Genomic DNA, 20,605 nt, shown 5'->3' with positions numbered 1-20,605 from the left:
TATCGTTTTAATAGTATATTTATTATTTGTTATATAAAAAGTGTGTTAATACTTTGTTACCAGAGCTCGATAATTTAAGCCTGTTAATTAACTGTTTTTTTGTCAAACGGCTTGGAGTATATAGATTTTTGTTTAGATTACAGGTAATTGTTCGTGTTCGTAAGTAGGGAAGTGTTTGGAGTTTTTGCGTTGACAGTGAGGGGCTAGGAGAAGAGTACTTTGGGAAAGTACTCTAACATCTAAAGCATATGCTTGTATTTGGCTATGCTCCATCGCACACGATTTATTGCTATTTACGCCCCATTCTCTTATCTATCTGCTTTCTCTCCCAATCTTCACCAAAGAAATTAAATAAATTGAAGGTGCTAATTGCATGGGAGGCGAGCCCTATACCCCAGCCAAATGCCGCCCAGAGTGACCATAAGTATCCGGGGGCGAGTATTAAGTTGGCAATTACTAGTCCCGAGATAACTAATAAATAGGTGATTAGGTGTTGGTAAAAGCTCTTCAGCTTCTTGACATGCTTAATGACTTCTTTTTCTTTGGGGGAGATCTGGTCTTGGGAGTTCATATTGATGACCTCGGCTGATTAGCTACAGCAGTGGGGAATATTATTATTCGAGTTATTTTCAAGTTTGGATAGAGATATTAACCACAGGCAATGAAATGTGGCAAGTAGTGAAATTTTCGAGTGTATGTAGGATGCCCGATGCGACCGGGCATCCATAAAAGGGTACTACACAATACAGTCTGGTTGTTCTGAAGGGTGGGCTTTAATAAAGGCCGGCAGTTCATTGCAAGCGTCTGTGATTTTCTGGATTTTGGGGTACTGGGTCATATCCAGGCCAAAGCGTTCCGCACTGTATACTTGCGGGAGTAAGCAACACTCGAACAACCCTGGATTGTCTCCAGCGGCGAAAGGCGCGGGCCTTAATTGCTTCTCCAGTGCGGAGAAGCCCAGGTGTATCCAGTGCTGAATCCATTGAATTTTTTGCTCATCACTGACTTTGAGTTCAGCCCGAAGGTACTGCAGAACCCTGAGGTTCTGTATAGGTTGAATATCGCTGGCAATACTTTGCGCGAGCGCGCGGATATGTGCGCGGGCTTCAGGAGCCTTTGGAAGTAGCGCTGGTTCTGGATGGGTTTCATCCAGCCATTCCAAAATGGCGAGGGATTGGGTGAGACTGGTTTCGCCATCATTCAGGGTTGGCAGTAGACCGTGTGGATTCAACGTGCGGTAGTCGTCTCCGTGCTGATCTCCCTTGAGCAGGTTTACCGGGTGATACTCGTATTCCAGGCCTTTCAAGTTGAGCCCGATACGCACTCGGTAGCTGGCGGATGAGCGAAAGTATCCGTAAAGGTCCATTCTCTTTCCTTTTCTTTGTTTTGGCGTTTGGCTGTTTGATTGTCAGCCTTTTTGGTGTTGTCTGGATGCGCTGTATTCACTTTGGCTTCCAGGAGTTTACATAATCTGTTAGCTCCACGGCATGGGCATCCGGGAGAATATCCCAGGGGGTGCGGCTGTCGATCATTACAGCAACTTCATCGGTTTCCTTGCGCGCATGCCGGGCCCCGGTAGCAAATGCCTTGGGATGGGGGCCGTGGGTAAACCCCATGGGGTGGAGGGTAAGCATCCCCGGATGAATATTGTCGCGGCTAAAGAAGTCACCACGGTGATAGAAGATGAGTTCATCAAAGTCATCATTGTTGTGAAAGAAGGGGACTTTGAGTGCGCCCGGGTCACTCTCAATCGGGCGAGGTACAAAAGTCGCTACAACAAAACCTTGTGCGACAAAGGTGGTATGAGCTGAAGGGGGTAGGTGGTAGCGGTGGCTCATCAGCGGGCGTATATCGCGCCAGTTGATGCGAACGGCCAGGTTGTCCCCAGTCCAACCACAGGCGTCCAGTGGGTTGAAGGGGTAGGTAATGGTCGACAGCTGTTGCCGGGCTTTAACCACAACCCGCCACTCATCATCGCCCTGTTGATCGAGAAAGGCTTTATCTATACGAGGCACATCCAGCATCGCCTGGTCAAAAATTGCATTGGGGCCAAGGATGCCTTTTTCGGGGAGCTGAAAATGGCTACCTATCGCCTCTACCATCAATAGTTCCAGCGGCTCATCCTCTGTCGGCGTCAGGCGCCATAAGGTGCCGCGGGGCAGCAGGATATAGTCGCCATCGCGAATAGAGAGGTGGCCAAAATCGCAGAACAAGTCGCCGCTCCCATTGTGTATAAACAGGAGTTGGTCGCCGTCAGCGTTGCGCACCAGATGATTCATAGGCTCCCGGCAGGTCCAGAGGGCGACCTGACTATCCTGGTTTCGCAGGATCGGCTTTTGATCCCAGGGGCTTGTTCCTTTGTGCTTCATTTGCGTGGCATCAAAAGCGTGGGGACGCAATGGACCTTCGAACTGGCTCCAGCCGGTGGGCGGATGACGATGGTAGAAGTGGGTGCAGGGTCCAAAAAAACCCTCTTTGCCCATTTCCCTTTCAAAGCTGTTGGGTGGGAAATCTGCATGGGCTTGGCGGCTTGTATTTCCTTCCGTTCGCGGAAAGCTGATCCACTGTTTCATAGCGTGGCCTCGCTTCTGTGCGGATGGTTCGAAGGTGTGGCGAAAAATTGAGCATCTCAGCGCCACTTACACGCAAATTTCTTGCGCCATAGACCCAATTAGTTCGCAAATATGGCGCAAAAAAACCTATACTGTCCGGCCATTTTTTCGTATGGCCCGGTAACTTTTCCAGAAAGTATTTGTGCCGATAGTGGTTACAATTGAAACCAATGTTAGTTAAATTGAGTAACAGGTACAACCGGGACACCCGAGCAGGCAGGTTTGAGGGCAGCTATGACAATCGAACAAAACACGCGACCCACCGTTGTTGAGAACGACGAGCTGCGCCTCGAAAAGTTCTTACCCTACCGCCTCTCGGTACTTTCCAACCGGGTGAGTAATGCTATTGCGCAAGCTTATGGTGCGCGCTTCCACCTCACCATTCCCGCTTGGCGGGTTATGGCAATTCTGGGTCGTTTTCCCGATTTATCCGCCGCCGAGCTGGTTGAGCAGACGGCGATGGACAAGGTCGCAATCAGTCGGGCCGTCTCTTCCCTGTTAAAGAATGACTACATTACACGCAGTGAAGATCCCGGTGACCGGCGCCGGCAAGTGCTGAACCTGTCGGAGCTGGGGCGAGATATTTATGCTCGCATAGTGCCGCTGGCCCATCAGTACGAGAATGACTTGATGGCATCCCTATCCACTGAGGAGCGGGAACAACTGGATAGCATTATTGATAAGTTAATGGTGCGCGCGAAGGAATGGTCTGAGCGCGGCCTCGTTGATGAATAAATGAGATAACTAAGAGGAGTTTTCAGATGTTTGAGCATTTAAACAGCCTTCCGCCAGATCCGATTTTGGGCCTTTTGGCCAGCTACCGCGCGGATGAAAACTCCAGCAAAATTGATCTCGGTGTGGGCGTCTACAAAGATGAGGCAGGCCATACCGCTGTCTTGCAAGCCGTCAAGGAAGCCGAAACCCGCTTATTGCAGGGTGAGGAAACCAAGGCCTATATCGGCCCGGCCGGAACTCCAGGTTTCAACACAGTCATGCAGGAGCTGGTACTGGGTGCCGGGCACCCCGCGTTGGTGGGCGGTCGCGTTCGCTCAGCTCAAACTCCCGGTGGATGTGGTGCTTTAAGAGTTCTGGCGGAATTGATTAATCGCGCCAAAGCTGGGGCAACCGTGTGGGTGAGTGACCCCACTTGGGCTAACCATGTGCCGCTTCTGGGTAATGCGGGCTTGCAAATTAAGAGCTACCCCTACTACGACCGCGCTACCAGCAGTTTGCAGTTCGACAAAATGGTCGAGACTCTGAAGGATGTGGGTGAGGGCGATGTTGTTCTTTTCCACGCCTGCTGTCATAACCCCTGTGGTGCGGATCTGTCCCGCGAGCAGTGGAAAGTGTTGGCGGAAATGGCGCAAAAGCAGGGCTTCACGCCGTTTATCGATATGGCCTATCAGGGCTTTGGCGAGAGCCTGGAAAATGATGCCTACGGCCTGCGCTTGATGGCTGAATCTGTTCCAGAAATGCTGGTCGCGGCTTCCTGCTCGAAAAATTTTGGCCTCTATCGCGAACGTGTCGGCCTGGCTATGGTGATTTATGCGAATGGTGAAGCCGCCGATAAAGGCCATAGCCAGTTGCTGAGCGCTATTCGTGGCAACTATTCCATGCCACCTTCCCACGGTGCTGCCATTGTAGAATCTATTCTTACTGATGCGGGATTGAAAGCGAACTGGGAAGCTGAGCTGACCGAAATGCGCGAGCGTATTAACGGTTTGCGTGCTGGATTGGTAGAAGGGCTCGCCGCAGCGGGTGCTGCCGGTGAGTTTGGCTTTATCCGCCAGCAGAAAGGGATGTTCTCATTCCTGGGTATCAATCCCGAACAGGTACAACAGCTGCAAAAGGACTATTCCATTTATATGGTGGACTCGAGTCGCATCAGTATTGCCGGCCTGAGTTCCAATAATATGGAATACTTCTGTAAGGCTGTTGCCAGCGTGCTGTAAATTCGGCACATTTGGGGGTGAGCAATATGCTCACCCTTAAGATTTATCCTTTAGAAGTAAGAGTGAAAGATGGAAGTTGAGCTAGGAGTCCCAGTGCCCGAATCCCCCACCCAAATTTGGACCCCCCAGAGCTGGCGAAACTTCACCGCACATCAACAGCCCCAATACACGTCTGCCGAAGATGTTGCCCAGGTGGCTAAACAGCTCTCTGGTCATCCGCCCCTGGTTTTTGCGGCAGAGGCTCGCGAGCTGCGCCGTCAGCTGGCTCAGGTTGCCGAGGGGAAAGCCTTCCTTTTGCAGGGCGGTGATTGTGCTGAATCTTTTGCCGATTTTAATGCAAACCGCATTCGCGATACTTTCAAGGTATTGTTGCAGATGGCTGTCGTGCTCACCTTTGCCGGTAACCTGCCGGTGGTGAAAGTTGCGAGAATGGCCGGCCAATATGCCAAACCCCGTTCAGCAAATACCGAGACGGTGAACGGAGTAGAACTGCCCAGCTACCGTGGCGATATTATCAACGGCATTGATTTTACTGCTGAAGCGCGCATACCTGACCCTCAGCGGATGGTAACTGCTTATAACCAATCGGCAGCCACCCTGAACCTACTGCGAGCTTTCGCCCAGGGGGGATTGGCCGATCTGCATCAGGTGCACAAATGGAATCTCAGCTTCCTGAAGAATAATCCTCAGCGGGAAAAATATGCCCAGCTGGCGGAACGCCTTCAGGAAGCTTTAGAGTTTATGGCGGTATGTGGTGTTACCTCAGAGAACTCTCCCGCAATTCGTGAGACTTCACTCTATACCTCTCATGAGGCGCTATTACTTGAATACGAGCAAGCGCTGACAAGAACCGATAGCCTTACTGGCAAATGGTATGACTGCTCCGCACATATGCTGTGGATTGGTGAACGCACTCGGCAACTGGATGGCGCTCATGTGGAGTTTCTCTCCGGTGTTTGTAACCCGATTGGGGTGAAAGTTGGTCCAAAGATGCAACCGGATGAGCTACTGCGTTTGATCGATAAGCTCAACCCCGAGAACGATGCAGGTCGCCTTACACTGATTACCCGTATGGGCGCCGATACTTTGGGAGAAAAATTGCCTGCATTGGTGCGCGCCATTCAAGCGGAGGGGCGCTCGGTGGTATGGAGCACTGATCCCATGCATGGCAATACCGTTAAAGCGGGTAACGGCTATAAAACTCGCGATTTTGAAAAAATCCTGCGGGAAATTCGCGACTTTTTCTCGGTACACTGGGCCGAGGGAAGCCATCCCGGCGGTATCCATCTGGAAATGACCGGGCAGCATGTCACTGAGTGCACCGGTGGAGCTTGGAAAATTTCTGAAGCAGACCTCGCCAGTTGCTACCGCACCCAATGCGATCCGCGACTAAATGCCGATCAGGTGTTAGAACTGGCGTTTTGTGTTTCTGAATGGTTGCGCGCTGGTCGAATCGCTTAATTGGCTGTTCTCTTTAATTAAGAAATTCTGAATGTAAAACCTCTTATCTTGAGCCTTTGGCTCGAATAAGAGGTTTTCATTTCTCTCGACTGAAACTCCCTCTAAATCAGTATTCTATATTTGTCAGACTGTATATGAGGAGCTGCTCCTTTTACAGTTAAGTCATTCAAGCTGAACATTCTCCAGGTTTTACTTCGACTGAAAGTATTTAAGTATCAATTAAAGCCACCTCATTTATTAGATTAGGGGATGGATATCCCTTAAACGACATTGTTGATAATATTTGATAGTTTATTCTGTCAATTTTTGTAAAAGTAAAAATGTAGGGTGGGGTAATGGTGCGAACTATCGAGTTTTTGTTGGGGTTATGTCTTGTTGGCCTTGGTATTTACCGCGGAATTACGGTAGAAATCGATGTTTACGCGATAATGCTAGTCGTATTTGGTATAGGTTTGATGGCACGATGGTTCGGTTCCTCCAGTAGCGATGAGGATGATGGTTGGTACGATAGTAATTCTGGCAGTAGTTCGAGTGGCAGTTCTTGCAGTAGCGATGATTAGTTTCTGTTTGACAAGCTATTCTTGGAGGCTGCTATATTAGCTGGTTGTGCGTGCGCTGACTCGCATTTATCGGGATGAGCTATTGCGCTGTTAATACCCGCCAATTAGAATTCATGGCCTGTGCAGGGGCCTTGAATAATCTGATGAGAGGCTGTCTCCCTCCTTTATTTGGGTGACTTTACCTTGCTGTATTTATTCTATTTATAAAGTGAAAGTTGGGGGAAGTTATGACCAATCCGTATGTGGCACCAACCTCGGATGTGAGTACTGATGCTGTTAATAATTCTGGACAGAAAAGCGACGTCATTCCAGAGGGAGTTAAAGGTTGGAGTTGGGGTGCTTTTCTCTTAAATTGGATATGGGCTATATTTAACAAAAGCTATATCGGTTTGCTGGCTTTTATTCCTTATATTGGGTTAATTGTTGCTATTTACCTGGGAATTAAGGGGCGCGAACTCGCCTGGAAAAATAAGCAATGGGAAAGCCTTGAGCATTTTAATTCTGTCCAGAAAAAGTGGTCTGTTTGGGGTGTTTGTTTGTTGATAATTCCTATTTTGGGTATTCTTGCTGCAGTCGCATTACCTGCATATATGGACTACCAGAGTGCGGTAGGGGCTCAGTAGATCGAGTTCTTTATTGACAAAGGGTTTGGCTTCCCGCCATTCCCTTTCTGGTGAATTCCCTGACTTTTCTCCTCACTATAACTAGTATGACTATATTTTCAATATAATTGAGTCATGTTCAAATTCCGAGAAGGGCGCTACAAGCTTGTTGAAGAGTGTGGTGTTTAAGTTTTGATCGATTATGCCAGGATAGGTTTAGAAATAAGGTGTAATCGATTTCGGTCTTTAAATCTGTATCATGTACCATTTTGCGCTGGCTTGAAGCTTAAGTGACTTGTCAGCAGTGCTAGCTAACCAGCTTGACGCTGGTTGTATAGGGATAAAGCAAAATGACAGATATGGTAAAGGGACATTACTCAGTTAGTCGCAGGAAGTTTTTTGCTGCAAAAATATTGGGCGTATTGTCGGCATTAGTAGCAGTGTTATGGGCACTTACCCAGTATCTATTTCCTGAGCCCATGATTTACCTATACGGCATATGGCGTCCTGAGTATTTTGTAGCCTTTATGGCTATTGTGATTGTGTGCACTTCTCTATCTCTTTGTATTTGGAGCTACTTAAAAAATCGCTACCTATTTGGTGTGGTTGTGGTTTTGGCTTATTCGATCTCTTGTTTTTCATTTTTTATTCTGGGGAAGGAGTATCACAGTCCGGATTTTGTTGCGGGTCTTCCAAAAACGACTTCTGAAGGTGGTGCTGTTTACCTGCAAGGGGTCGAGATTCATCACAATAATTGTGTAAGGCAGGGTGGTACAGTGCAGTGCCGTATGACCGTGACTAATCGGAGAAGTCGGCAAAAAGTAAGGCTTTCCTCCTGGCGCCTGATTATGAAAGATGGCGCTGTCTTCAAGGAGTATGAGGCATTTAGGGGTGGGCAGGAAGTGAGGGGAATGGTATATCTGGAGCTTCCCCGCGGTTCTGAGGCCGAGCTGGAAATCGTGTTTTTTGAAGTCCCTGAGAACTATACTGAAATCTTGAATCTCGGCTTTAAGGCCGGGAGTAAAGAGTTTGGATTTAAAAACATAAATGTCAGATAGTTTTTTCTAAAGATAGAAAGGTATTGGAATCGGTAGGCTTGAAGCCACAGAAATTTTCCACTTAGGTGTTGTTTGCAGTGTTATCAAGTGTGGATTTGAAACGATATATTCGTGAGTTCTGGTTGTTTGGCTTGAGGCAGGCTTATGCCTGTATTTTCGGTGGCTTCTTGCTGGGAATTATGATTGTCACCAACTATTGGTATCCACTGGAATCGATTCACCGGTATGACTTTATCTTTCTGGCTGCTATAGCCTTTCAGGTCTTTCTTCTAGCTACAAAACTGGAAACATTCAGGGAGTCAATAGTTATTGTCGTATTTCATGTCGTTGCGACCGTCATGGAGATATTTAAGACATCTGACGCTATTGGCTCATGGAGTTACCCGGAAGAGTATTTCTTTGGGATTGGTAATGTGCCACTGTTTACAGGGTTCATGTATAGCGCAGTGGGCAGTTACATTGCTCGAGTGTGGCGAATTTTTGAATTTGAATATTCTCACTATCCATCGAAATTGCTGACAGTTGTTCTGGTTGTGTTTATCTATGTCAACTTCTTTACACATCACTATATCTGGGATTTCCGCTGGGCGTTACTAGCGGGAACAGTGTTATTGTTTTATCGAACCAATATTTACTTTAAGGTCGTTGAAAAGCATCGCTCTATGCCGCTTCTTTTGGGGTGGTTGCTGGTAGCACTGTTTATTTGGTTTGCTGAAAACATTGCTACTTTTGCAAATATATGGATTTACCCTAATCAATCCCATGAATGGCAAATGGTATCTCTGGCGAAGCTCAGTTCATGGTATCTACTGATGCTGCTGAGTTTTGTACTGGTCTCACTGATTAATAACGTGAAGATCCGCTCCGAGACTGCTGGTGCTCCGAGTACGGAAAGCAGGTCGCCCGCTTAAGGCGACCTAGCTGCTTACTCCTTAAAGGTTAGGGCATTGTGGGGTAATCGGTATATCCGTTTGCGCCACCGGTATAGAAGGTGTTTGGGTCTGCTTCATTTAAGCTCGCATCGGCTTTAAAACGCTTTAGCAGGTCCGGGTTCGCCAGGAATGGAACGCCGAAGGCAACCGCATCTACTTGCTGCTGCCCAATGGCTGTATTGGCCTCATCTCGCCCGTACCCCATATTGCCAATCAGATTGCCCTGATACAGTTCCCTTGCTGGAGTCAATACATCTCCGAGTTGCTCGCCGAGGAAGTCGGCTCGCATCAAGTGCCAGTAGGCCAAATTATATTCATTCAATTTTGATGCAAGCCAGCGAGTGTGTCCCTCAGGATCGCTATCGCGCATGCTGTTGAATCCGTTTAGGGGAGAAGTTCGCAATCCAACTTTGCCGGAGCCCCAAACTTCGATAACGGCTTCCAGAACTTCAAACAGCAAGCGTGCACGATTCTCTAAAGACCCACCGTACTCGTCTGTTCTAAGGTTTGAGCCATCCCGCAAAAAACTGTCCAAGAGATAGCCGTTTGCACCATGAACCTCAACTCCATCGAAGCCAGCATCTCTAGCATTGATTGCTCCCTGTTTAAAAGCCGCGATAATTCCTGGGATCTCCACAGTTTCAAGGGATCTTGGGGTGGTGTAAGGTTTTTTTCCGTCCGGTGTGTGAACCGTATCGTCAATGGCGATTGGGCTGGCTGCAACCGGCGTTGTGCCATTATTCAGATCGGGGTGACTGGCTCGCCCACCGTGCCAAAGTTGCAGGAATATCTTGCCGCCTCTCTCGTGAACGGCGTCAGTCACTTGTCTCCAGCCTTCGATCTGTTCCTGGGAGTAGATACCTGGCTCAGAAATAAAGGCTGAAGTTCCCTCTGCCACCATAGTTGCCTCGGCAATAATCAGGCCGGCGCCAGCCCTCTGTGCATAGTACTCAGCCATTAAAGGGGTAGGTACGTGGTTTTCAGCTCTTGCGCGGGTCAGGGGGGCCATCACCGCACGGTTGGCAAGCTTCACATCACCTAATTGAATACCTGTAAACAGATCCTGTGTCGCAGTCATCTTGTGTGCCTCAATGTTGTCACGAAAAGCAGTTGTCTATCGATGGCGCACAGACTAAGCTCACAGCTTATTGGAAACAATAAGGTGTTTGGAAATTGATTGTTCGCAATTTGGAAACTATAGACTTTCGAACTTTATCGATCTTTGTGGCCACTTGCAGACTGCTGAGTCTCACCCAGTGTGCCGAGGAGCTAGGGCTGCCCAAATCTACAGTGAGCAAAGCCATTTCGAAGCTGGAAGAGCAACTGCAAGCCAAGCTGCTGGAGCGCTCTACACGGAAAATTGAGATTACTGATGCGGGCCGGGTTACCCTTCGCCGGGCCTCTTTACTGGTGGAGGAGTTTAAATCCTTGCGCGAGGATGTGCGGGAGATAGAGCAGCAAGTACAGGGGTTGCTGCGTGTATCGGCCCCCCCGGCCATGGGGAGCTACCTGGCCCAGTATATTTTCCCTCCATTTCTCCAGCAGTGGCCGAAAGCCCAAATCTCGCTGGAGCTATCCAACACTTTTGATGACCTGTTTATTCAGGGTATAGACCTGGCAATTCGTGTCGGGCAGATCGCCGATGACCGTTTGGTGGCGAAAGAAATCGGGTATACGACTCAGGTTCTGGTAGCCAGTCCGGACTATTTAAGGGAGTACGGAATACCTGAGTCACCCCAGGAGCTCAGGCAGCACAATTGTATTACAGCCGGGACTGCCCCTGAGTCTGCTTTTTGGACTCTGGTATCCGAAAACAAAACGGAATCTATCGAAGTGCGAAGTAACTTCCATTGTGGCAATCCAGAAACGGCAATAAGGGCTGCTGCTGGCGGGGTGGGAATAGCTCAAATTCCGGTTAACAGCATGATCTGCGAGTTGGAGAAGCAGGAGTTAATACGAATATTTCCTGAATGGCACGCGATATTTATGCCAATTTATGTAGTCTATCGGCCCGGAGTCAATAAGCCCAAGAGAGTCTCGGCACTGTTGGAGTATTTAAATGAAATTAAAGGCCGGTTTGAGTTCGGTCCTGATCACCAGCTGTGCCAATATGAAACCTGCCCGTTGACTACTGGGAATTTGTAGATTATAGGTAGGGGCAATAATCTGGAGGTGCCGTTCTCACTAAATAGAGACCTGATCACGGATTGAAAACTTTGAAATACAGTAGTTGCTTTAGCGATTAGACCATAAAATCTTAGGTTTTACTTTCCCAATAGGGTGCTTTACGACATGATTTCTCATATAACATTAGGTACAAATAACTTGCCCAGGGCGGGGCTGTTTTATTGCAAGATTTTAGCCCCTATTGCTGCAGAGGAAGTTTATCACTCTGATACAGTTATTTTCTGGCAGTTTAAAGGCTCCTCCACAAAACTTGCTGTTACTGCTCCCTATGATGAAAAGCCGGCGAGTATTGGTAACGGTACAATGTTAGCCCTTAACGTTGGCAGTATTGATAAAGTCGATAAGATTTTTTCTATAGCGCTTGGACTTGGAGGGACATCTGAAGGTGATCCAGGCTATAGGAATTCGGAATCTTTTTATGGGGCCTATTTTAGGGATTTGGATGGAAATAAAATAGCCGTATTTACTCGTTAGAAGGAGTTAAAGTGAGAAAATTGGTAAGTTCCGGTTCATACCTTGAGAATCCCATAGGGTTTTCAAGAGCCTGTAGGATCGGGGGGCAAATCGCTATATCGGGGACCGCTCCTATATCAGAGGGCAAAACTGCCTTTATCGGTGATGTTTATGGCCAGACCAAACTCTGCTTGGATATTGCGGTCGCTGCTCTGAAGGAGGCTGGTGGACATCTGCCTGACGTTATTAGAACCCGGATTATGTTAGTTGATATAAAGCGCTGGGAAGATGCGGCCAGGGCACATGGGGAACTGTTTTCAGATATTCGCCCTGCCTGTACTTTTGTGGAGGTTAAGGGGTTTATTGACCCTAATTGGTTGGTGGAAATTGAGATGGATGCCGTTGTCTCATAGTTATCTTGATCTGACTGACTGCACGATTAATCTTGTAGTTTCAGCTGCCTTGATGATCCTAATAGGGTTATTACTCACATATAGTAAAAGCAATAACCCTTTTAGATTGTCAGGAATTCACTCTAGACAGTTTGGATAGGCACTTGAGAATGTGTTTCCTGACCAAAGGTTATTGTTGTTGCTACAATCTTCAGTCTCGAATAAGTCGAAAAGGTCGAATATTCCATTTCCTGTTACAGTGTTAAAAACAATGCTGTTGCCTGTAGTATCCACGCCTGCAACGTAAATACCATAAGCACCATTGTTACTGCTGGTATTTTGGGTAATGCTGTTATTGGAAGCTAAGCTTTGTAATGTAATCCCAGAGGATCCACTTCCTATTACAGTATTATTTGAAATGGTGCATGAACTTCCTCCAATAACAAGACCTGAATTGTCGTTGCTTAGGATTGTGTTTGATATAAAAATAGAGAAGTTTCCATCTAGCTCGATTCCATCACTATCTGAGCCGGTAATTGTGTTGTCTATTATTGTATTGGCAATGCCATCTACCTCCATACCCTCGTCGCCCGAAAGCTCAATAACATTTTGAGAGATAAAATTGTAATTACCGTTAATGTCAATGCCATCATCTGAATCACTTCCATCGCCTAATGTGAAGTTCCCAATAACAGTATTGCTGTTGCTGCTTACTACAATGGCGTCGTCGAGCGGAAGTAAAATATTAATGCCGTATACAGTATGAAGCCCACCTTCTGATAGTACTACTGCATCGTTACAGCCATTAATTGTGCCTGTGGATAGTTCACCGGATGAGCCTGTAAGGACTATCCCGTTTGACTGATCCAGTCCGGAACAGGTAAGTGAGAATCCTGCCATATATAGGCTGCCACTTGGTCCTTGAATAGTGAGAGCTGCGCTATTTGGGTCACTGATTGAACAGGTTAGATCTTCTGTTAGTGTTGCGGGCTCTGTAATGATATCGCCGCATTCTACAGCGTTAATGCTTGGTGATAGGGAAGCACCTAGAGAAAGTAGTGCCGCGGATAGAATTTGAAGGTAATGGTTGGGGTACAACATGTCTAACTCCTTTTAACAGATTTAATAAGTGTAGATATCTTTTTATTGAGAATATTTAGCGGAGTAATTTAAGGTGTCTGTATCTTTTAATCTGTCGGATATGGTCTCTTATTGTTGAGACGGATTTAAGTGTCTGCTAATGTCGACAGTAAAACTATTTATTAATGGTTGTGGGTGCGCAACCTTTTAATTGAATGGCGATTCTCTTTTTGGGAAAGAGAATCGCCTTAAGGTTTAAAGTGGGTTGACAAGGAGGTTGGCTATTTATAAGTTCTTGAATTGCTTGCTTGTAAATTCCCTCAAGTATTTAATCTAAACAAGAGGGATCAGATGTGGTAAATGTATTGTTTTGCCAGGTATTACTGCCTGAGCAATCAAAGTCAACTGCATCAAATAAGTCGTAGGTTTGGCCCTCAGAGAAATTACCAGAAATCGTATTGTTGGTAGGTTCATCGTCCGAAATAAATATTCCATAAGTGCCATTATCAACAACGTTGTTATTGACAATACTATTACTGTCGCCTTGATCTAGGTCGATTCCCCCTTCCTCGTTATCAGTAACATTATTTAGAGAGATAGTGCCGTTGTCACTATCAATTTCAATACCGCTGCTACCATTGAAGGCGGATATGTTGTTGGTGATATTTGCAAAAATACCGTCAATTTCAATGCCATCATTTCCTGAAAAATAGACCTCGTTAAAGGTAACCGTATTGTAGTCTCCTGCAACTTCAATACCTTCGTCACCAGCATTTTCAACTAGATTGTTGTTGACTAGATTGTTATTACCCTGGATATCGATACCTTCATCGGAATCCCACCCATCTCCAGTGATTGTCATGTTGCTGACCACATTGAAATCGCTTTCGACATATACAGCATCATCACCAAAATCAGTGATAGTGACACCTGTAACAAAATGGTTACCATCCCCTCCAACAGTCACAGCATCGCCGCAACCGATTACGCTACCCCCGCTAAGCCGGGCGCCACTTTCCAGTAAAATAATACCTGTGCCAAATTCATTGGTGGAACAGGTTAAACTGTAATCTCCCATTGAAAGGCTGCCAGATGGTCCCTCAATTGCTATTGCGACAGAAAATTCATCAGCAATAGTGCAGACTAAATCACTGTCGAGGGTGGTCGGAGAGGTTATTACGTCACCACAGCTAACCGCCTGAGCTTGTGAGCCTGAGGCAATACCCATTGATAAGACGGCTATAGCTGCGCTAAGTGGTAAAATGGATTTCTTTTGCATGAGTCTATCCCTAACTTTTAATCAGTTGAGCGAATGTATAAATAAAATAAAAAGCCAGATTTCCGGATTTGTTATTTGTGCCTGAAAAAGAGCACCTGCTTTTCGTTTAAATATTGCCCGATCTGTCTTGATTAGATAAATATTGTTTTGAAGTTTTAATAGTATTTTTTAATGGAAATAATTATAAAAAATTACATAAGGTGGTTGAGTTTATTGAGCGCCCTTAGCTTTATTTCCGAATTTCATTGATATATATGGTAAATATTCTGATGGTTTTGCGGGTTGTCACTCATTGCATTTTCTTATGGGGAAATATTTCCAGTAATCGTGACTTTTATGTTGGAGAGGGTTTTTTGAGTAGAAGAAAAGTTTCCATCTAATTATGAATGGGAATAGGTTTTTCTAAATATATTTAAATGTGTTTGTTTGTGTTGAGTTTAGGTGCGGCTTTATAGGTCGTTTACTGTTGTAAGTGAAATTTTGATTGCTGCTCCAAAACTCCTCTGATTTAAAGGCTCAGTTTTAGCTGCAAGACAGCGCACTTTTATTTTCAAAAGGTAAACAAAGGTGTGGAGTTATATTAGCTGGCTGCTGAAGGCTTTATTTATGTTGAGTTTTAAGTGAGATTCCGGCGGTGACGGAAATACGCTGACTTTGACCGGGTAGGGGATTTGGGTCGAATTTACCGATTTGGTTACTTTAGAAAAGGACTATTAAGCGGCCGAAGTGTGGGCAGCAGGCGTTTCTAGACCATATGGTCAAAGTCGAAGGAAGTCGTCGTGTATTTCTTTCACTCTGTCGCAGCCTTGGCTGAGAATGGCGGTAGTATTGGCGGGCATAGGCCAACTGGGGTTAAACTCCCGCTCTTAAAACTATTACAAAGCTCTATCCTAGAGGAGATACCGATGCGTCAAACAATGATCGCACTATCCGTGGCCGCAGCTCTTGCGGTAGTGGGCGGTTGTGGTGAAAAGACACAACAGGCTGAGGTGGTCAAAGATACCGTGAATGCCGAGAAGTCCATGGCTGTAAGTCCTGAGCACGCCAGCAACATGCTATTGGCGGAGTGGACAGGTCCTTTTGGTGGTGTTCCTGCGTTTGACAAGATGAATCTTGAAGATCTCAAGCCCGCAATTGAGAAGGGTATTGAGATGAATCTGGCAGAGCTGGACGCCATAGCCGCCGATCCTGCCAAGCCTACTTTCGCCAACACTTTCGTTCCGATGGAGCGCAGTGGTGCAGAGTTGGGGCGTGCATCTTCTTATTATGGGATCTGGGCCGGCAATATGTCCTCCCCGGAATTCCGTGAGGTTCAGCGCGAACTGGCACCTCTGTGGGCTGACTACGAGTCCAAGATTTACCAGAACAAGGCCCTCTTTAAGCGTATCAAGTCTATCTATGATCAGCGTGAATCGATGGACCTGGACGCTGAGCAGAAGCGTGTAGTCGAGCTGGTATATACCCAGTTCGCAACCAATGGCGCCACCCTTGAAGGGGAAAAGAAAGAGCGCTATGCAGAAATCAATAAGCGCTTGGCGGAACTCTATACAAAGTTCTCCAATAATGTACTGGCTGATGAGGAAGGCTACGACATCTTCCTGACTAAAGATCAGCTGGGTGGCCTGCCGGATTCCTTTGTCGCTGCTGCGGCGGCCCTGGCGGAAGAGAAGGGCGAAAAAGGTAAGTACGCTATTACCAATACCCGCTCCTCCATGGATCCCTTCCTGACTTACTCTGACAATCGCGAGCTGCGTAAGCAGATTTGGACCAATTACTACAGCCGTGGCGACAATGGTGATGAGCACGATAACAACGCTATCATCGCTGAAATCCTGAAGCTGCGCGACGAACGTGTTGGCCTGCAAGGTTTCGACAACTACGCTCAGTGGCGCCTGCGCGATCGTATGGCGAAATCGCCTGAGCGCGCCATGGAGTTGATGGAAGCGGTATGGCCGGCGGCAGTTGGTCGCGTGAAGGAAGAAGTGGCTGATATGCAGGCTGTGGCTGATGCCGAGAAAGCCAATATCACTATTGAGCCCTGGGACTACCGCTACTACGCAGAAAAAGTTCGCAAGGCCAAGTACGACCTGAACTCCGATGAAGTTAAACAGTACTTGCAGCTGGATAACCTGCGTGAAGCCATGTTCTATGTGGCTGGAGAGCTGTTCAATTTTGAGTTCACTCCAGTGAAGGAAGGCTCAGTACCGGTATTCCATGAAGATGTTAAGGTCTGGGAAGTTACCGATAAGACGAGCGGCGACCATATCGGCCTCTGGTACCTGGACCCATTTGCTCGCGCGGGTAAGCGTTCTGGAGCCTGGGCAACCATGTACCGCGACCACTCCACTTTCGATGGTAAGAAGAACGTTCTCTCTTCCAACAACTCCAACTTTATCAAGGGCGCTCCCGGTGAGCCTGTACTGGTAAGCTGGGATGATGCAGAGACTTTCTTCCACGAGTTTGGCCATGCGCTGCACTTCCTTGCGTCCAACGTTACTTATCCGACCTTAAATGGCGGTGTGCGTGACTACACTGAGTTTCAGTCTCAGCTGCTGGAGCGCTGGTTGTCTACCGATGCGGTAATCGATAACTATCTGGTGCACTACAAAACTGGTGAGCCGATCCCTGCGGATCTGGTGAAAAAGATCAAGAAAGCAGCCAAGTTCAACTCAGGCTTTAGCACTACTGAGTACCTGGCATCTGCACTGGTGGATATGAAGTTCCACACTGCTGACCCTGAAGGTATCGATCCAGACAAGTTTGAGCGTGAAACTTTGAAGAAGCTGGGTATGCCGGATGAACTGGTGATGCGTCACCGCTCTCCTCATTTTGGTCATATCTTCTCCGGTGAAGGCTATGCGGCCAGCTACTACGGCTACATGTGGGCCGACGTACTGACCTCCGATGCCTCTGAGGCTTTCGCCGAGTCCAAAGGTGGCTTCTACGATAAGGAAGTAGCTGCGAGACTGGTGAAATACTTGTTCGCTCCTCGCAATGCGCTGGACCCGGCAGACGCTTACCGCTCTTTCCGTGGTCGCGATGCCAATATCGAAGCGTTAATGCGCGATCGTGGCTTCCCGGTCCCTGAAAAGAAAAAGACTACTATCGCTGTTAAGGATTAACTGGGAGTAGTGACCAGTAGCTAAAAAAAGGCCGCATCAATTGATGCGGCCTTTTTTATTTCTCTCTCCCGAAACTTCCCCCACTCCTATATCGACCCTATTCGCCCTTGCGGTTATTCCTGCTTGACTCGCCACCCCGAGATAGGTCCATGAACTCTTTGGGGTGTAATTTTTTGATCTCAAAATATTACACCCCTAAAAAATACATAAAAGGGACTGCTGTTTTGCGGAAAAGATAATTACACATCTGGGTGAAAATTGTACAAACTTCCACTTTAGCAGAATTTTGTATAGAATTCCGCCCAAAATTTGTACCGGCGGCCTTATTTTTCTGCAGTTTTTCCTCTCTATATTGGTTAGATCAGTTCATTTTGGCGTTGAAATACTGTTGTATTTTCCGACAAATAATTACAGCACTAAGCAAATGAAGGGTTGGTACAAGGGTATTGAGAACCTGCGCCTGGGTTATTGGGCGAAATAAGAATTAAAGTGAACTCAAGGAGAAGTCTGTGTTTGAGAAAAGCAAATTGCACAGCGCCATACTGGTGGCGACAGGTGCAGCGCTATTGGGTAGTCAGTCGACACTCGCCGTGCCGAGACAAATCGAGGAGGTGACGGTTACAGCGACCAAGCGTGCTGAAAGCGCACAGGATATTCCGGTGACGGTTCAAGCTCTGGGGGAGGAGAGCCTGGAAAACCTGAATGTCTCCAACTTTGATGATTATATCCGCTTTATGCCCAATGTCACTGCCGGTGGCCGTGGTCCCGGGCAGTCTTCAATTTACATTCGCGGTATGGCCACTGAAACCATCGCCACCCAGCTATCGCAGGCTAATGGCACCGCACCCAATGTCGCGCTGTATTTGGATGAGTCACCGGTGAGTATCGGTGGCAGGAATTTGGATATTTACGTTACTGATATTGAGCGGGTCGAAGTCCTGAAGGGCCCCCAGGGCACTTTGTTTGGTGCCAGCTCACAGGCGGGCACGGTGCGCCTGATTACCAATAAACCGCAGTTGGATGAATTCGATCTCAGCATCGAAGCAGGATTGGCAACCACCAAGGGTGGCGAGTTGTCCGACAGCCTGGAAACTATGATTAACCTGCCCTTGATTGAGGACAGGCTGGCCCTGCGCATGGCAGCCTATCAGTCCAATGAGGGGGGCTACATTGACAATGTGGCTGGCACATACACCCCTGATGCCTCAGTAAACCCGGCTTGGGAAGGCCTGCCTGTTGTGAGTGCTACCAATGAAGATTTGGTAGAGGAAGATTTTAATGATTCCAGCTACAAGGGTGTTCGCGTTGGCGTAAATTATGTGATCAATGATGACTGGTCACTGCTGGTGCAGCACTCGCACCAGGATCTGGAGGCTGATGGTGTTTTCGATCACGATCCGGAAGAGGTAGGTGATCTGGAAGTGCGCCGCTATTTCGAGGATTCCCTGGAAGACAGCTTCGACCTGACAAGCTGGACCCTGGAAGGCCGTATTGCCGCTTTGGATGTAGTTTATACCGGTGCCTATCTCGACCGCGAGGTGGAGCAGTCGATGGATTACACCGGTTACAACGATGTGGGCAACTATGTGGCCTACTACACCTGTAACTACGTGGATACCTGCTACGACCCCACCAAAGGCTATGTTGGCACTGTAGAAAATACTCGCACCAGCCACGAACTGCGTTTCTCTACACCGCAGGATAACCCTTGGCGACTGACTATTGGTGCCTTCTACGAAGATATTGAAATCCTTGATCAGGGTAACTTTGTTTATTCCTCAATCATCGATCTCGGCTTCCCAGAAAACTATCCGCGTGGCTGGTCGCCTGATACTACCGACCCGGTGCAGTCCACCGCGATCGATACTAGTGCGCGGCCGGCGGGCGTGGCGTTTTTCAATGATATTACCCGTCAGGAAGAGCAGTTGGCCTTTTTTGGTGAGCTGACATATGACATCAATGATCAGCTCAGCGCTACAGTTGGCCTGCGCCACTACGATATTGATGTGAAGCTGCTGGGCTCCGCCAATTCCTCATTTGGCAATGCCGGTGGGGTCGACGTGGATATGTATGGCGATAACCTCGATTCCAAGTGGGATGAGATGGGGATTGATGTGCCAATGAATGAGAGCGGTGTTATCAGTAAATTCACCCTCAGTTACACACCTACTGACGACATGCTGCTGTATGCCACTTATTCAGAAGGCTTCCGTCCTCCCGCTTACAATCGTGGTGGAGGTAATGGCAACGAAACCACAACCGTTCCCTACACCATTACTACCGATACCGTCGACAACTACGAAGCGGGCTGGAAAACGACACTGCTGGATCACAGCTTGCAGTTTAATGGCAGTATCTACTATGTAGAGTGGAGTGATATCCAGACAGCGGTATTTGATCCAGATGTCTATTTCCTGTTCTATCTGGATAATGCCCTGGATGCAGAGATTCGCGGTATCGAGGCAGATGTAACCTGGTTGCCCACGGATAACCTGCAACTTATCGGTGCTGTTTCTTACAACGATACCGAGATTACCCATGTGCCGGAAAGCGCAGCTAATGTGGCCCCAGAAGGTAGTGAACTGGCTCTTTCACCTCCTCTGCAATTTAATCTGCGGGCTCGCTACGAGTGGGAGCTTGCCGGGTTTGATGCCTACTGGCAGGCCGGAGTTGCCTATAGCGATGAAGCCTGGAGTTCTATAGTGATCGACCCGAATGATCGCTATAAGCAGGACGCCTACACAACTGCGGATGCATCCTTCGGTCTACGTGAATCCCACTGGGGTACGGAGCTCTATGTCGAGAATCTCACTGATGAGCGCGCAGAGTTGTTTATTAATACTCTGGATAATTCCAAGCGAATTACCACCAACCGCCCTCGTACAGTGGGCTTGCGTGTATCTTACGATTTCTAA

General features: G+C 47.5%; 18 protein-coding genes. 12 read left to right on the top strand and 6 right to left on the bottom strand.

The window, feature by feature from the left end; translation table 11 throughout:
- Window positions 1-289 precede the first annotated feature (289 nt).
- The 3 genes from ACJJIQ_RS11625 to ACJJIQ_RS11615 form a co-directional block, all read right to left on the bottom strand.
- Complete coding sequence (locus tag ACJJIQ_RS11625; RefSeq protein WP_282933358.1) at window positions 290-571, bottom strand: 2TM domain-containing protein; 282 nt, start codon at window positions 569-571, stop codon at window positions 290-292.
- Between the two features lie 165 nt (window positions 572-736).
- Window positions 737-1,366: a maleylacetoacetate isomerase gene (maiA, locus tag ACJJIQ_RS11620; protein WP_445364685.1), complete on the bottom strand. Its 630-nt coding sequence runs from the start codon at window positions 1,364-1,366 to the stop codon at window positions 737-739.
- Window positions 1,367-1,442: 76 nt separating this feature from the next.
- Complete coding sequence (locus ACJJIQ_RS11615; RefSeq protein ID WP_444905706.1) at window positions 1,443-2,573, bottom strand: homogentisate 1,2-dioxygenase; 1,131 nt, start codon at window positions 2,571-2,573, stop codon at window positions 1,443-1,445.
- Window positions 2,574-2,846: 273 nt separating this feature from the next.
- Between ACJJIQ_RS11615 and ACJJIQ_RS11610 the strand changes: the two genes are divergently transcribed.
- From ACJJIQ_RS11610 to ACJJIQ_RS11580, 7 genes are all read left to right on the top strand, one after another.
- Window positions 2,847-3,347 carry a MarR family winged helix-turn-helix transcriptional regulator gene (locus ACJJIQ_RS11610; RefSeq protein ID WP_282933355.1) on the top strand — a complete coding sequence of 167 codons (501 nt, stop codon included), beginning with the start codon at window positions 2,847-2,849 and terminating at the stop codon, window positions 3,345-3,347.
- 26 nt (window positions 3,348-3,373) lie between these two features.
- Complete coding sequence (locus ACJJIQ_RS11605) at window positions 3,374-4,564, top strand: amino acid aminotransferase (protein WP_444905705.1); 1,191 nt, start codon at window positions 3,374-3,376, stop codon at window positions 4,562-4,564.
- Between the two features lie 69 nt (window positions 4,565-4,633).
- Window positions 4,634-6,025 carry a class II 3-deoxy-7-phosphoheptulonate synthase gene (locus ACJJIQ_RS11600; RefSeq protein ID WP_444896762.1) on the top strand — a complete coding sequence of 464 codons (1,392 nt, stop codon included), beginning with the start codon at window positions 4,634-4,636 and terminating at the stop codon, window positions 6,023-6,025.
- A 335-nt stretch (window positions 6,026-6,360) separates the two neighbouring features.
- Window positions 6,361-6,585 carry a hypothetical protein gene (locus ACJJIQ_RS11595; protein ID WP_444912692.1) on the top strand — a complete coding sequence of 75 codons (225 nt, stop codon included), beginning with the start codon at window positions 6,361-6,363 and terminating at the stop codon, window positions 6,583-6,585.
- Window positions 6,586-6,812: 227 nt separating this feature from the next.
- Window positions 6,813-7,208 (top strand): hypothetical protein, encoded by a 396-nt coding sequence (locus tag ACJJIQ_RS11590; RefSeq protein ID WP_445364684.1) that lies wholly within the window; start codon window positions 6,813-6,815, stop codon window positions 7,206-7,208.
- 329 nt (window positions 7,209-7,537) lie between these two features.
- Window positions 7,538-8,245, top strand: a complete 708-nt coding sequence (locus ACJJIQ_RS11585) for a hypothetical protein (protein WP_445364683.1) — start codon at window positions 7,538-7,540, stop codon at window positions 8,243-8,245.
- Between the two features lie 95 nt (window positions 8,246-8,340).
- Window positions 8,341-9,156 (top strand): DUF817 domain-containing protein, encoded by an 816-nt coding sequence (locus ACJJIQ_RS11580; RefSeq protein WP_413665245.1) that lies wholly within the window; start codon window positions 8,341-8,343, stop codon window positions 9,154-9,156.
- Between the two features lie 28 nt (window positions 9,157-9,184).
- Here the strand turns inward: ACJJIQ_RS11580 and ACJJIQ_RS11575 are convergent, their stop codons facing one another.
- Entirely contained in the window at window positions 9,185-10,255 is a 1,071-nt protein-coding gene (locus ACJJIQ_RS11575; RefSeq protein WP_445364682.1) for an alkene reductase, read from the bottom strand.
- A gap of 95 nt (window positions 10,256-10,350) precedes the next feature.
- On the opposite strand from ACJJIQ_RS11575, the gene ACJJIQ_RS11570 reads away from it, so the two are divergent.
- The 3 genes from ACJJIQ_RS11570 to ACJJIQ_RS11560 all read left to right on the top strand — a co-directional run bounded on the left by ACJJIQ_RS11570 (window position 10,351) and on the right by ACJJIQ_RS11560 (window position 12,230).
- Window positions 10,351-11,322 carry a LysR family transcriptional regulator gene (locus tag ACJJIQ_RS11570; RefSeq protein WP_445364681.1) on the top strand — a complete coding sequence of 324 codons (972 nt, stop codon included), beginning with the start codon at window positions 10,351-10,353 and terminating at the stop codon, window positions 11,320-11,322.
- A gap of 147 nt (window positions 11,323-11,469) precedes the next feature.
- A complete protein-coding gene (locus ACJJIQ_RS11565; protein WP_444896767.1) occupies window positions 11,470-11,838 on the top strand; it encodes a VOC family protein in 369 nt (122 codons plus the stop codon).
- A gap of 11 nt (window positions 11,839-11,849) precedes the next feature.
- Window positions 11,850-12,230, top strand: a complete 381-nt coding sequence (locus ACJJIQ_RS11560) for a RidA family protein (protein ID WP_445364680.1) — start codon at window positions 11,850-11,852, stop codon at window positions 12,228-12,230.
- Window positions 12,231-12,347: 117 nt separating this feature from the next.
- On the opposite strand, the gene ACJJIQ_RS11555 is transcribed toward ACJJIQ_RS11560, so the two are convergent.
- Window positions 12,348-13,310: a right-handed parallel beta-helix repeat-containing protein gene (locus tag ACJJIQ_RS11555; protein ID WP_445364679.1), complete on the bottom strand. Its 963-nt coding sequence runs from the start codon at window positions 13,308-13,310 to the stop codon at window positions 12,348-12,350.
- A 307-nt stretch (window positions 13,311-13,617) separates the two neighbouring features.
- Complete coding sequence (locus tag ACJJIQ_RS11550; RefSeq protein WP_445364678.1) at window positions 13,618-14,568, bottom strand: right-handed parallel beta-helix repeat-containing protein; 951 nt, start codon at window positions 14,566-14,568, stop codon at window positions 13,618-13,620.
- Between the two features lie 905 nt (window positions 14,569-15,473).
- Here ACJJIQ_RS11550 and ACJJIQ_RS11545 point away from each other — a divergent pair.
- Complete coding sequence (locus tag ACJJIQ_RS11545) at window positions 15,474-17,690, top strand: M3 family metallopeptidase (protein WP_445364677.1); 2,217 nt, start codon at window positions 15,474-15,476, stop codon at window positions 17,688-17,690.
- Between the two features lie 509 nt (window positions 17,691-18,199).
- Window positions 18,200-20,605 carry a TonB-dependent receptor gene (locus ACJJIQ_RS11540; RefSeq protein ID WP_445364676.1) on the top strand — a complete coding sequence of 802 codons (2,406 nt, stop codon included), beginning with the start codon at window positions 18,200-18,202 and terminating at the stop codon, window positions 20,603-20,605.

Source organism: Microbulbifer maximicatervae (SeqCode), from assembly GCF_052468295.1.
The sequence above is the reverse complement of the archived record's forward strand: the minus strand, read 5'-3'. Positions and strand labels throughout refer to the sequence as shown.